The following is an 11,999-nucleotide window of genomic DNA, read 5'->3' on the forward strand; positions in this document are numbered from 1 at the left end:
GCACCTTAAACTGTCATGGTGAGTGACCAGCTTGAGCGACTTGACCGACTTCCCCTCCGGACCAACCTTCGCGGCCTGAGCCCCTATGGCGCGCCGCAGCTTGATGTTCCGATTTTGCTCAACGTCAACGAAAACACGCATGGCGTCCCAGCGGACGTCCAGGCGGCCATCACCGAAGCGGTCGCGGCAGCCGCCACCGGACTGAACCGCTATCCGGACCGCGAGTTCACCGAATTGCGCGAGGCCCTTGCGGAATACCTTGGCCACGACCTTTCGGCCGAGAACATCTGGGCAGCCAACGGCTCCAATGAAGTACTCCAGCAGATCCTCCAGGTCTTCGGCGGCCCGGGCAGGTCCGCGCTCGGTTTCCCGCCGACGTACTCCATGTACCCTTTGCTCGCGAGCGGAACCGACACTGCATACATCGCTGGTGTTCGCGCTGAAGACTATGGCCTCGATGCGGCCTCGGCGGCCGCGCAGGTCCGTGAACTCAAGCCGAATGTCGTGTTCCTTTGCTCCCCGAACAACCCCACCGGCACGGGACTTGGCCTGGACGTTGTCGAAGCCGTGTACGACGCCGGCGAGGCGAGCCGGACCGTGGTGATCGTGGACGAGGCCTACCACGAGTTCGCCCACGACAACACGCCAAGCGCGTTGACGCTCCTCCCCGGCCGGGAGCGCCTTATTGTGTCCCGGACCATGAGCAAGGCGTTCGCCCTCGCCGGTGCGCGCATCGGCTACATGGCAGCCGCCCCCGAGGTCGCCGACGCCATCCGTCTGGTACGCCTTCCATACCACCTCTCCGCCATCACGCAGGCGACCGCACTGGCGGCCCTCCGTCACCGCGAAGCCCTCATGGCGGACGTCGAGGACATCAAGGTCCAGCGCGATCGCATTGTCAGCGAGTTGACCCGCATGGGCTTCAAGCCGGCCGCCTCCGATTCGAACTACGTATTTTTCGGCGGAATCGAGAATCCCCACGCCCTGTGGCAAGGCCTGCTGGAGCGCGGAGTCCTGATCCGCGACGTCGGCATCCCGGGCCACCTCCGCGTCACCGCCGGCACGGAGCCTGAAACCACTGCATTCCTCAAGGCGCTCGAAGCCTTGCTGGACGGCCAGGTCTCCGCACCGGCCTAGACTTGAACAAGTCCCACCACTCCTTCCTCCTAAGGACATATCGATGAGCGAAAACGGCGCCAGCACGGCGGCCGCCCGGACAGCACGCATGGAACGCACCACCAGCGAATCCTCCGTCCTGGTTGAAATCAACCTCGACGGCACGGGCGTCTCGGATATCAGCACCTCGGTGCCGTTCTATGACCACATGCTGACGGCGCTCTGCAAGCATTCGCTCATCGACATGACCGTCAAGGCGAGCGGAGACACCCACATCGACGCCCACCACACCGTGGAGGACGTTGCCATTACCTTCGGCGAGGTCCTGCGCACCGCCTTGGGTAACAAAGCAGGGATCCGTCGCTTCGGCGAGGCCACGGTCCCGTTGGATGAAGCGTTGGCCCACGCCGTCGTCGACGTCTCCGGACGTCCTTACCTGGTCCACGGCGGTGAGCCCGCAGGGCAGGAATACCACCTGATCGGTGGACACTTCACCGGTTCGCTGACCCGCCACGTCTTTGAGGCCATCACCTTGCACGCCGGTATCTGCCTCCACATGAATGTCCTGGCCGGCCGGGATCCGCACCACATCGTGGAGGCCCAGTTCAAGGCCTTTGCCCGTGCACTCCGATCCGCCGTCGAGTCCGACCCCCGTGTCGAAGGCATTCCGTCCACCAAGGGTGCCTTGTGAGTGGGCTGATCCTCAAGGACGGCGCTGTGGTCGATCCGAAGGCTGCCAGCCGCATCGTCTCGCCCGAGGGAAAGCCGACCGTAACGGTCCTTGACTACGGCTCGGGCAACGTCCGCTCGGCGGTCCGCGCGCTTGAGCGTGCCGGAGCGGCAGTCACGTTGAGCGCCAAAGCCGAAGACGTCCTGAACGCCGACGGTCTCCTGGTCCCCGGCGTCGGCGCCTTCGAAACGGTGATGCGTGAACTCAAGGCAGTGGACGCGATCCGGATGATCGGCCGTCGCGTTGCCGGAGGCCGGCCAGTCCTGGGTATCTGCGTAGGGCTCCAGGTCCTGTTCGAGGCCGGAGTGGAGCACGGTACCGAGGCCGAAGGCATGGGCGAGTGGCCCGGCAAAGTGGAACTCCTGCCTGCCCCCGTTGTGCCGCACATGGGCTGGAACACTGTGGACGTGCCGGAAGGCTCGAAGCTGTTCGCCGGCGTCGAGCACGAACGCTTCTATTTTGTGCACTCGTATGGCGTACAGAAGTGGGAATTCGACGTTGTCCAGCCCCGCATGGCTCCGCCGAAGGTGACGTGGTCCGAACACGGCGCCCCCTTCATCGCCGCCGTGGAAAACGGACCGTTGTGTGCCACGCAATTCCACCCCGAGAAGTCGGGCGACGCCGGAGCCCGGCTCCTGCGAAACTGGGTTGAGGGTTTGCGCCCGCAAGCAAAAACCCAGCCGCAGCCGACCGAGGCCGGAGGCGCTGCCTGATATGTGGTCCGTTATCTTCATGGGCGCGGCCGGGCTGCTGGTTGGCGGCGGAATCTCCTTCCACCAGCAGAAACGCCCCGCCTGGGTCTCCATTTCGTTCTACGTACTCGCCGGCTTGGCTCTGCTGGCCGCATACCTCTTCACTTTGCCTGCAAAATAAGTTGCCGGGCAACTGACGCCCGTCCCCACAACACCGAGGACTTCAATGACCACCGCCTCCGAACTGCCCGTTCTGGAACTCCTGCCCGCTGTCGACATCGTGGACGGCCAGGCCGTTCGTCTCCTTCAGGGAGAAGCCGGCTCCGAGACCAGTTACGGCACCCCGCTGGAAGCGGCGCTGAACTGGCAGAACGCCGGAGCCGAGTGGGTGCACATGGTGGACCTTGACGCGGCGTTCGGACGCGGCAACAACGCGGGCCTCATCAGCGAGGTCGTCTCGCAGCTGAACGTCAAGGTGGAGCTGTCCGGCGGACTGCGCGACGACGAATCCCTTGAGCGCGCGCTTGAGCTCGGCGTCGCCCGCGTGAACCTCGGAACCGCCGCGCTGGAGAATCCGGAATGGACCCGCCGGGCCATCGACCGCTTCGGTGACAAGATCGCCGTCGGGCTCGACGTCCGTGGAACGACGCTCGCAGGCCGGGGCTGGACCAAGGAAGGCGGGGACCTCTGGGAGGTGCTGGCCCGCCTTGAGGATGCCGGCTGCGCCCGTTACGTGGTCACCGACGTCACGAAGGACGGGACACTGCAGGGACCCAACGTCGAGCTGTTGCGCCAGATGGTCGAAAAGACCGGCAAGCCAGTTGTCGCGTCCGGCGGCATCTCCAGCCTTGAGGACCTGCGCGTCCTGCGGGAGCTCGTACCGCTTGGGGTCGAAGGAGCGATCGTCGGCAAGGCGCTGTATGCCGGTGCCTTTACGCTCCCGGAAGCCCTGGACGTCGCCGGCCGCCGCTGATGTCTCACGATCCACAGTTCCCGGCAGCTGACCAGGCTTCGACTCCGGCACCCCGGCAGTTGCCCGGGCACATCGCTGCGGCCCTGGCAGGTGCTGGCGGCGCAGGCGATTCTGCCGGCCAGCCCTGGGCAGGCCGCGACCTGAGCGGCGACGCCGCCAAGATCCATAATTTCGAGGACGACGACGGAACGGCCGACGCCGGATACCTCGCCGCCGTCGCGGCTCTGCTCGCCGGAACCGGCAGCGAGGCCGGTGTGGTGGCTTCGTTGGCAACGGCGAGGGTGTTCGTCCCGGTGGTGGCCCAGCTCGCTGAGGAAGCCGAGGGCGTGGACGGACTCCATGCGGACAAGCAGGCCGACATGGCGCTCGTGACATTGAAGGCGCCGGATGGCCGCACGGCCATGCCTGTGTTCACGTCGGCGGCTGCCCTTGAAGCCTGGCATCCGCAGGCCCGTCCCGTCGCTGTTTATGCGGCCCGGGCAGCGCTGTCTGCCGTGTCCGAAGGGGCCCAGTTGCTCGTCCTGGATCCCGGTTCGGATGTCACCTTCGTCGTCCGCCGGCCTGCCATGTGGTCACTGGCACAGCAGCGCGACTGGACGCCGTCGTACCTTGATGATGAACTGGAGTCTGCTCTCAATTCCCTGGCAGGGATGTACCCGGCCGTGCGGCGCCTGGAGGTGCGGCCGGGATCTGGAATGGCTTCGCGCACGGCTGACGGATCGGCCATGGCCGGCGGGGGACCCGGGCCCGAATTGCGCGTGGTGCTGTACCTCGAAGACGGCCTGGACGCCGCCGCGGTGCAGGATCTCGTCTCCGGACTGAACGGGCGTTGGGCGCAGAACGAATTGTTCGCCGAGCGGGTTGACTCGATCGAGGTCAGCTTGCAGCGGGCGGCACAGTAGCCGAAGGCACAGGGGGAACGTCCTTGTCCTGCCCTCGGCAGAACAGAGGATGAGCTCGTGAATTTCTCTCTCTACCGGGAGATGCTGTCCATCACGTCCGTGCGGCGTCTCCTGCTGGTGGGCATGGTGGCCCGCATACCGCACTCGGCAGCGGGAGTCCTGCTCACCCTGCACATCGTGCTGACTTTGGGCAAGGGATATGCCGCCGCCGGTGCTGCCGCGGCGGTATTCACCATCGGCATCGCGATCGGCGCTCCGTGGCGGGGGCGGCGCGTGGACACTGTCGGCCTGCGCAAGGCGCTTATTCCTTCCGTTGTGTCTGAGTTGGTGATTTGGTCCGTGGTGCCGCACGTCAGTTACGAATGGATCCTCCCACTTGTCTTCGTCGGGGGCCTGTTGACGCTGCCCATCTTCAGCGTCATCCGCCAGTCCCTGGGGGTGCTGGTTGACGGCGAGCAGCGGCGTTCGGCCTATGCGCTGGACTCCATTGGCACCGAGGTGGTCTTCATGATCGGCCCCGCGGTGGGCGCGGTCGTGGCTACCAGCGGGTTCACGGTCCTCGGCCTGACCATCGTGGGTGTGTGCACGTCGGCCGCCGGGCTCTTCCTTCTCTGGTTCAACCCGCCCACCCGCAGCGAGGGCGTCCTGGACGCCGGCCAGACGGCCGACCGGGATGCCGATGAGCTTCATGCGGCCGAAGCCGCGGTGGTGGCATCGGCTCCGGCCCATCTTCAGGAGGCGGCTTCGGAGATGGCTCCGACAGTGTCGCAACCTTCCGGGTTGCGGGGAAAGATGGCCCGGAACTTCACATGGTTCACCGCGGCGGTAGCCGCCGTGTTCGCCGTCGCCGCAGGATCCGGAATGGTCCTGAGCGGCACCGACGTCGGAATCGTCGCGGTGTTGCAGCGCGGCGGGCACGAGAGCGAGATCGGAATTGTCTTCTTCTTCTGGTGCGCCTCATCGGTAGTCGGCGGGCTCATCTACGGCGCCATGCACCGGCCCGTCTCGCCCATCCTGCTCCTGCTGGGAATGGCGGCATTGACCATCCCGATGGGCTTCGCCGGGGACACGTGGACCCTTGCATTGTTGTCTCTGCTTCCCGGCCTGCTCTGCGCGCCGGTGCTGTCCGCGGCGTCGGAAAAGGTCGCCGACATCGTGGATGAGGAGCGGCGCGGCGAGGCCATGGGCTGGTACGGCTCGGCCCTCACTGCAGGCGTGGCTTTCGGTTCGCCCGTCGCGGGCCTCTTCATCGACGGCGTGGGGCCGTGGGCCGGCTTCGTCGCCATCGGGACGGCGGGAGTGGTGTTGTGCCTTGCCGGGTTGTTCCTCCAGCTGCGTCGGCGCCGGAGCATGACCATCACCCAGGCGGGCGCGGGAGACCCCGCCACCTGAGTCGCGCCTGAGCCGGCAGACGACGACGGCGGGCCGGCCAAAGGGGCCAGCCCGCCGTCGCGGTCGTACAGATAGTCCGGATCAGTTGACCGGGCCGGTGAACTTTTCGCCCGGGCCCTTGCCCGGCTCGTCCGGGATCAGGGACGCCTCGCGGAACGCAAGCTGTAGGGAGCGGAGGCCGTCGCGCAAGGGGCCGGCGTGCTGCGAACCGATTTCCGGTGCTGCGGCGGTGACGAGTCCGGCCAAGGCGGTGATCAGCTTGCGGGCCTCGTCCAGGTCCTTGAGCTCTTCGGCCTCGGGGTCGTCGGCCAAGCCCACTTTGACGGCTGCCGCGCTCATGAGGTGAACGGCGCCGGTGGTGATGACCTCAACAGCCGGAACTTCCGAAATGTCGCGGATCTGCTGGCTTACTCCGGCACCAGTGCCGGCGGGCTCGTGGTCGAGGGAATTGCTGTCTGAAGTGCTCATGCTGGTAAGCTTGTCACAGACCGACTGGAAGTTGCCATTTTCCATGGCTCACGCAGCGCTCGGCCACCCACCGTTAATGTGCGGTTGGTTGCCGATTTCTGTAGAATTGATTTTCAGTTTGCAAGCGGAGTTCTCTCCCACCCGCGTCAGCCGTTTCCCTTCGGGGATGTAAGTTGCCGGGTACCTGGTCGGACACCGTTCAAGGTCAGCCTTGGATGGCGCGAACGCCTCCCTTGAGGGGCCGTTTCCGATCTTCGAGGCCTTCGATTGCGCCAGCAATTGGGGGCCTTCTCTATTTGCCGGTGGAATACTCATCACAACAACAGGAGCTTTGACATTAGCGAGCCAAGAATCAATGAGCGTATCCGCGTCCCCGAGGTGCGTTTGGTCGGCCCTGCCGGCGAACAGGTTGGAATCGTCCGTATTGAGGACGCCCTGCGTCTGGCTGCCGAGGCTGACCTGGATCTCGTTGAAGTTGCACCGCAGGCGAAGCCTCCGGTGTGCAAGCTGATGGACTTCGGCAAGTACAAGTACGAAGCCGCTGTTAAAGCCCGTGAGGCCCGCAAGAACCAGACCAACACGGTCCTCAAGGAAATCCGCTTCCGCCTGAAGATCGATACCCACGACTACGAGACCAAGCGCGGCCACGCGCTTCGCTTCCTGGGTGCCGGTGACAAGGTGAAAGCCATGATCCAGTTCCGCGGACGTGAGCAGCAGCGCCCTGAAATGGGCATCCGCCTGTTGCAGCGCTTCGCTGAGGACGTTGCCGAAGTCGGCGTGATTGAGTCCAGCCCGCGCATCGATGGCCGCAACATGGTCATGGTGATCGGTCCGCTGAAAAACAAGGCCGAGGCCAAGGCCGAGGCCCGCCGCGCGGCGCAGCGTGCAGAGGCCAAGGCCCAGAATGAAGCCAAGGCCGCAGGCCGGATTGACGTTTCAGGCGAGGATGCTCCCCTGACCCAGTCACTCGCGGACTTGCTGCCGGCGGAACTCCTGGCCCAGGCCGAGGAAACCCAGGCCGAGGAAACCGCACCGGAAGCCGTTGAGGCGGAGGCCGCTGAAGTCGAAGAGACTCCGGTCGCTGAGGAAACGGTTGTCGAAGAGGCTCCCGTGGTTGAAGCAGCTCCGGTTGTCGAGAAGGCTCCTGTAGTTGAAGCAGCTCCTGTAGTTGAAGCAGCTCCAGTTGTCGAAAAGGCTCCCGCGGTTGAAGCAGCTCCCGTTGTCGCGCCGGCGCCCGCAAAGGCACCGGCACCGGCAAAGGCACCTGAGCAGGCAGCTTCGAAGCCTGTTGTGCCGGCTGCCCCCAAGCCTGCTGCCACACCAGTACCGAAACCGATGGCGAAGCCCGCGGTTCCGAAGCCTGCAGCTCGGCCGGCAGCCCCCAAGGCCGCTCCGAAGCCAGCGGCACGCAAGACCAACTAGTCACGCCGCAGGAGGCATTCCCTCCGCCCGGCACGAAAGCAGCAGCCGCCCCCTATGGGGTGGCTGCACGAAAGAACTGCAGACCCAGTCTGCGGACACGTAAGGAGATCGGTTCCCATGCCGAAGATGAAGACCCACAGTGGTGCTAAGAAGCGCTTCAAGCTGACCGGCACCGGCAAGCTGAAGCGTCAGCAGGCCAACCGCCGCCACTACCTGGAGCACAAGTCCTCCACCCTGACCCGTCGCCTTGCCGGCGACAAGATCGTCTTCAAGGGCGATGCCAAGGTCATCAAGAAGATGCTCGGCGTCTAAGTTCCAAGTTTTCTGGTTGCTGCCATCCGGTAGCCGCCGACTACACCAAAGCCTTCTCAGGCCGGCCGGGTTTCCGGCAGTAGCAGCTTGGGATAAGAATTTTGAAGGAGTACGCACGTGGCACGTGTGAAGCGGGCGGTAAACGCCCACAAGAAGCGTCGGGTTGTCCTTGAACGGGCCAAGGGTTACCGCGGTCAGCGGTCTCGCCTGTACCGCAAGGCAAAAGAGCAGCTGCTGCACTCGTTTGTGTACAGCTACGGCGACCGCCGCAAGAAGAAGGGTGACTTCCGTCGCCTCTGGATCCAGCGCATCAACGCTGCATCCCGCGCCAACGGCCTGACCTACAACCGTCTGATCCAGGGCCTGAAGGCCGCTGAGGTCGAGGTTGACCGCCGCATGCTGGCAGAGCTGGCCGTTTCCGACGCCAACGCTTTCGCCGCGCTGGTCAAGGTTGCCAAGGACTCCCTGCCTGCCGACACTTCCGCTCCGGCCGCCAAGGCCGAGGCCGCTCCGAAGGCTGCCGCCAAGGCTGCTCCGGCTGCGAAGACCGCTACCGCCGTCAAGGCCTCTGCTTCCGAGAAGCCGGCCATCGAAGGCGCTGTTGTCGCCGTTGAGGGCGAAGCCGCACCGGAAGGCCACGCCATCAAGGGCAACGCCGAGTCCAACAAGTACCACGTTCCGGGTTCCACCTGGTACGACGTGACTGTTGCCGAGTACTGGTTCTCCACCGTTGAGGCCGCAAAGGCTGCAGGCTTTGAGCCTGCCGGTGGCGAAGCCCGCCAGCAGATCAAGAACTAGTCGCAACTGCCACTAAAGTTCTTTATATGAACGAAACCGGGCGCCCGCAAGAACTTCCGATGTCCAACCCCCGAGCCGATCGGGTCAGGGATGTCGCAAAGCTTGCAGGGCGCCCGGCCCGTTTAAAGCGCGGGCGGTTCCTCGCGGAAGGCCCCCAGGCCGTTCGCGAGGCGCTGGTCCTGCACCGGGAGCGGACCGCGGCGGGGGAGTCCGGCGTCGTACACGAAGTGTTCGCGAGCGAAAGCTGCCTTGACCGGCTCCCTGAACTCGCCGAACTCGCCGACGGCGTTGCCTTGCGGCTGGCGAACGACGATGTCCTGGCCGCCATGGCGGACACCGTCAATCCCCAAGGGATTGTGGCCGTCTGCAGCTTTGTGGACGTCAGCCTTGAATCAGTGCTCGACGCCGGGCCGCGGCTGATCGCCGTCATGTGCCAGGTGCGCGACCCCGGCAACGCGGGCACGGTGCTTCGGGCCGCTGATGCCGCCGGGGCGGACGCCGTGGTCCTGACGGCCTCCAGCGTTGACATTTACAACCCGAAGGCTGTGCGGTCCACGGCAGGTTCGCTCTTCCACCTACCGGTTGTGTTGGGTGCGGACATCGGGGAACTCGTGGCCGGCTGCAAGGAGCGCGGCATCGGGATCCTCGCAGCGGACGGTTACGGCACCCTCAACCTGGACAAACTTCAGGACGAGAACGCGGCGCGCCGCCTGGGTGCGTCAGCAGCGACTTCCGCCTACGCCCTCGAAGCCCCGACCGCCTGGCTCTTCGGCAACGAGGCGCAAGGACTTTCAGACTCCGAGCTTGCCCTTGCCGACCATCGTGTCGCAGTGCCCGTCTACGGTTCCGCGGAAAGCCTGAACCTTGGCACAGCAGCCACGGTTTGCCTCTACGCCAGCGCACGCTCGCAGCAAGCCTCCTGACACTCCCGCTGCAGGTACGGTATTGCTTGCAGGAACGCGACCTCGCGGTCTGTTCGTGCCTTTCACTCACATCCCCTGAATCGAAGAAGAGGTGGAGCCTCCGTGGCTGCAAATGGCGGTACCAAGGCAATCGTGGCGGCATTGAGTGCCAACCTGGCGATCGCTGTGCTCAAGTTCGTCGCATTCGTCCTGACGATGTCGTCGTCCATGTTGGCCGAGGCAATCCACTCCGTCGCCGACTCCGGCAACCAGTTGCTCCTGCTGCTTGGCGGGAAGCGGGCACAGCGCGCAGCGAGTCCCGAGCACCCGTTCGGCTATGGCCGTGAGCGCTACATTTACGCCTTCATCGTCTCGATCGTGCTGTTCAGTGTTGGCGGACTCTTTGCGCTCTATGAATCCTGGGAGAAGTTCCAGCACCCCCATGCCATTGAAGGCGATTTCTGGTGGGTACCCCTGGCCGTGCTGCTCGGCGCTATTGTGGCGGAATCCTTCTCGTTCCGGACCGCCATCCACGAATCCAATCCCTTGCGCGGCAAACAAAGCTGGATCAAGTTCATCCGCAACGCCAAGCAACCGGAACTGCCCGTGATCCTCCTGGAGGATTTCGGAGCCCTTCTGGGCCTCGTTTTCGCGCTGTTCGGCGTGAGCCTGACCCTCATCACGGGCAACGGCTTGTGGGACGCCGCGGGCACCGGAATGATCGGCCTGCTCCTTGTGGGAATCGCCGTGGTGCTCGCGGTGGAAACCAAGTCCTTGCTGCTCGGCGAATCTGCCACCAAAGAGGACAATGCGCGGATCACGGAAGCCATTGAGTCGGATGGCACGCGCATTATCCACCTCAAGACCATGCATTTGGGCCCGGAAGAGTTGCTGGTCGCTGCGAAGATCAGCGTGGGCGCGGCAGATACGGGGCAGGCGATTGCGACAGCGATCGACGCCGCCGAACTCAGGATCCGCACCGCGGTACCGATCGCCCGGGTCATCTACCTCGAGCCCGACGTAGAGCGTGTCCAGGTCTAGGCAGCCAGCGGCTTCTTGCGTTCCAACCAGCCGCTGATGCCCGCGACGCCGAGCCCCAGGATCGCCAGGACGGCCCCGACGAGGGCAGGGGCAACGTATCCCCAGCCCCAGGCGATGACCACCCCGCCGAGGAATGCGCCAAGGGCGTTGGCGATGTTGAGCGCGGAGTGGTTGAGCGAAGAGGCCAAGGACGGCGCGTCCGGCGAAGCGTCGAGCAGGCGCGTTTGCAAGGGCGGGATGAGCATGGAGCCGATGCCGCCCACGATGAAGACCATGACGAACGCCGACCACGCCCAGTGGGCCGCGACCGCGTAGGCCACCAGCGCCAAGGCGATGAGGGGCAGCACCCGGTAGATGGTTCCCATGACCGACTTATCGGCGATGCGGCCGCCCAGGATGTTGCCTGCCACCATGCCCAGTCCGTACAGGGCCACCACGAGGGGTATCAGCGCCTCCGGGATGCCGGCCACGGACGTCATGGTGTGGGAGATGTACGTGTAGGTGGCGAAGAAGCCGCCAAAACCGATGATTCCGATCAGCAATGCCAACCACACCTGGATGCGTTTGAGGGCACCAAGTTCCCGGCGGATGCTTGCCTCCGGGTGGGCTGGCTCAAAGGGGACGAACTTCCAGAGCAACACACTCGTGGCCAGGCCGATGATGCCCACCACCACGAAGAGAAGGCGCCACCCGAAAGTCTGGCCGAGCCACGTCGCCGCGGGAACACCGATGACGTTGGAGACGGTCAGTCCGCCCATGACCATCGAAATCGCCCAGCCGCGCTTGGTGGGAGCAACCAGGCTCGCGGCGATGACCGCGGCGATTCCGAAGAAGGCGCCATGGGGCAGTCCCGAGGCAAACCTCGTGATCACCATGGTTCCGTAGTCCGGTGCGATGAAGGACGTCAGGTTCGCTATCGACAGGAACAGCATGAGCCCCAGGGCAAGTTGCTTGCGGGGGAGCCGGGCACCAAGTGCCGCGAAGATGGGCGCCCCCACCACGACACCCAAGGCGTAGGCCGAAATCAGGTTCCCGGCCTCGGGAGTGCTGATGTGGAGTCCCTGCTCGATCTCCTTGAGCAAGCCCATCATGGTGAACTCCGTTGTCCCGATGGCAAATCCACCCATGGCAAGGGCGAAGATCGCCAGCGCCACGTGACGGCTTCGGGTCATTTGGGAGGTCTTGGTGACATCAGTAGTGGTCATCGTCCTGTTTCTTGGGGCGAGCGGGATGCAACTCGGAGGGAATAAA

Annotated in this window: 14 protein-coding genes; 12 read left to right on the forward strand and 2 right to left on the reverse strand. The window is 64.8% G+C overall.

Annotation, left to right across the window (positions count from 1 at the left end; translation table 11 throughout):
- Nucleotides 1–18: 18 nt before the first annotated feature.
- The 7 genes from AB4068_RS09420 to AB4068_RS09450 are packed head-to-tail and all read left to right on the forward strand — an operon-like array spanning nt 19 to nt 5,805.
- Nucleotides 19–1,137 (forward strand): histidinol-phosphate transaminase, encoded by a 1,119-nt coding sequence (locus AB4068_RS09420; protein ID WP_284989322.1) that lies wholly within the window; start codon nt 19–21, stop codon nt 1,135–1,137.
- A gap of 43 nt (nt 1,138–1,180) precedes the next feature.
- Entirely contained in the window at nt 1,181–1,807 is a 627-nt protein-coding gene (gene hisB / locus AB4068_RS09425) for an imidazoleglycerol-phosphate dehydratase HisB (protein ID WP_059387799.1), read from the forward strand.
- Nucleotides 1,804–2,559: an imidazole glycerol phosphate synthase subunit HisH gene (gene hisH, locus AB4068_RS09430; RefSeq protein WP_441433227.1), complete on the forward strand. Its 756-nt coding sequence runs from the start codon at nt 1,804–1,806 to the stop codon at nt 2,557–2,559. The genes hisB and hisH overlap by 4 nt, the downstream gene beginning before the upstream one ends.
- A 1-nt stretch (nt 2,560) precedes the next feature.
- On the forward strand, nt 2,561–2,719 hold the full coding sequence (locus AB4068_RS09435) for a hypothetical protein (protein WP_172465499.1): 159 nt from the start codon (nt 2,561–2,563) through the stop codon (nt 2,717–2,719).
- Between the two features lie 45 nt (nt 2,720–2,764).
- Nucleotides 2,765–3,511, forward strand: a complete 747-nt coding sequence (priA, locus tag AB4068_RS09440; protein WP_059387797.1) for a bifunctional 1-(5-phosphoribosyl)-5-((5-phosphoribosylamino)methylideneamino)imidazole-4-carboxamide isomerase/phosphoribosylanthranilate isomerase PriA — start codon at nt 2,765–2,767, stop codon at nt 3,509–3,511.
- Entirely contained in the window at nt 3,511–4,413 is a 903-nt protein-coding gene (locus tag AB4068_RS09445; RefSeq protein ID WP_441433228.1) for an SseB family protein, read from the forward strand. The genes priA and AB4068_RS09445 overlap by 1 nt, the downstream gene beginning before the upstream one ends.
- Before the next feature lie 57 nt (nt 4,414–4,470).
- Nucleotides 4,471–5,805, forward strand: coding sequence for an MFS transporter (locus AB4068_RS09450; protein WP_441433229.1), 1,335 nt, complete (start codon nt 4,471–4,473; stop codon nt 5,803–5,805).
- Nucleotides 5,806–5,886: 81 nt separating this feature from the next.
- Here AB4068_RS09450 and AB4068_RS09455 read toward each other — a convergent pair whose 3' ends face one another.
- A complete protein-coding gene (locus tag AB4068_RS09455; RefSeq protein WP_284989317.1) occupies nt 5,887–6,273 on the reverse strand; it encodes a DUF1844 domain-containing protein in 387 nt (128 codons plus the stop codon).
- 378 nt (nt 6,274–6,651) lie between these two features.
- On the opposite strand from AB4068_RS09455, the gene infC reads away from it, so the two are divergent.
- The 5 genes from infC (at nt 6,652) to AB4068_RS09480 (ending at nt 10,748) form a co-directional block, all read left to right on the forward strand.
- Nucleotides 6,652–7,695 (forward strand): translation initiation factor IF-3, encoded by a 1,044-nt coding sequence (gene infC, locus AB4068_RS09460; protein WP_441433230.1) that lies wholly within the window; start codon nt 6,652–6,654, stop codon nt 7,693–7,695.
- 117 nt (nt 7,696–7,812) lie between these two features.
- Nucleotides 7,813–8,007: a 50S ribosomal protein L35 gene (gene rpmI, locus AB4068_RS09465; RefSeq protein ID WP_059387794.1), complete on the forward strand. Its 195-nt coding sequence runs from the start codon at nt 7,813–7,815 to the stop codon at nt 8,005–8,007.
- Nucleotides 8,008–8,124: 117 nt separating this feature from the next.
- Nucleotides 8,125–8,805 carry a 50S ribosomal protein L20, sunset domain variant gene (gene rplT, locus AB4068_RS09470; protein WP_284989316.1) on the forward strand — a complete coding sequence of 227 codons (681 nt, stop codon included), beginning with the start codon at nt 8,125–8,127 and terminating at the stop codon, nt 8,803–8,805.
- A 26-nt stretch (nt 8,806–8,831) separates the two neighbouring features.
- Nucleotides 8,832–9,728, forward strand: a complete 897-nt coding sequence (locus tag AB4068_RS09475) for a TrmH family RNA methyltransferase (RefSeq protein ID WP_441433231.1) — start codon at nt 8,832–8,834, stop codon at nt 9,726–9,728.
- A 102-nt stretch (nt 9,729–9,830) separates the two neighbouring features.
- Entirely contained in the window at nt 9,831–10,748 is a 918-nt protein-coding gene (locus AB4068_RS09480) for a cation diffusion facilitator family transporter (RefSeq protein WP_284989314.1), read from the forward strand.
- On the opposite strand, the gene AB4068_RS09485 is transcribed toward AB4068_RS09480, so the two are convergent.
- Nucleotides 10,745–11,953, reverse strand: coding sequence for an MFS transporter (locus AB4068_RS09485; RefSeq protein WP_441433232.1), 1,209 nt, complete (start codon nt 11,951–11,953; stop codon nt 10,745–10,747). The genes AB4068_RS09480 and AB4068_RS09485 overlap by 4 nt on opposite strands.
- Nucleotides 11,954–11,999: the final 46 nt, after the last annotated feature.

The sequence above is a fragment of the Arthrobacter sp. 2RAF22 genome (assembly GCF_052115325.1).
GTDB lineage: Bacteria > Actinomycetota > Actinomycetes > Actinomycetales > Micrococcaceae > Arthrobacter.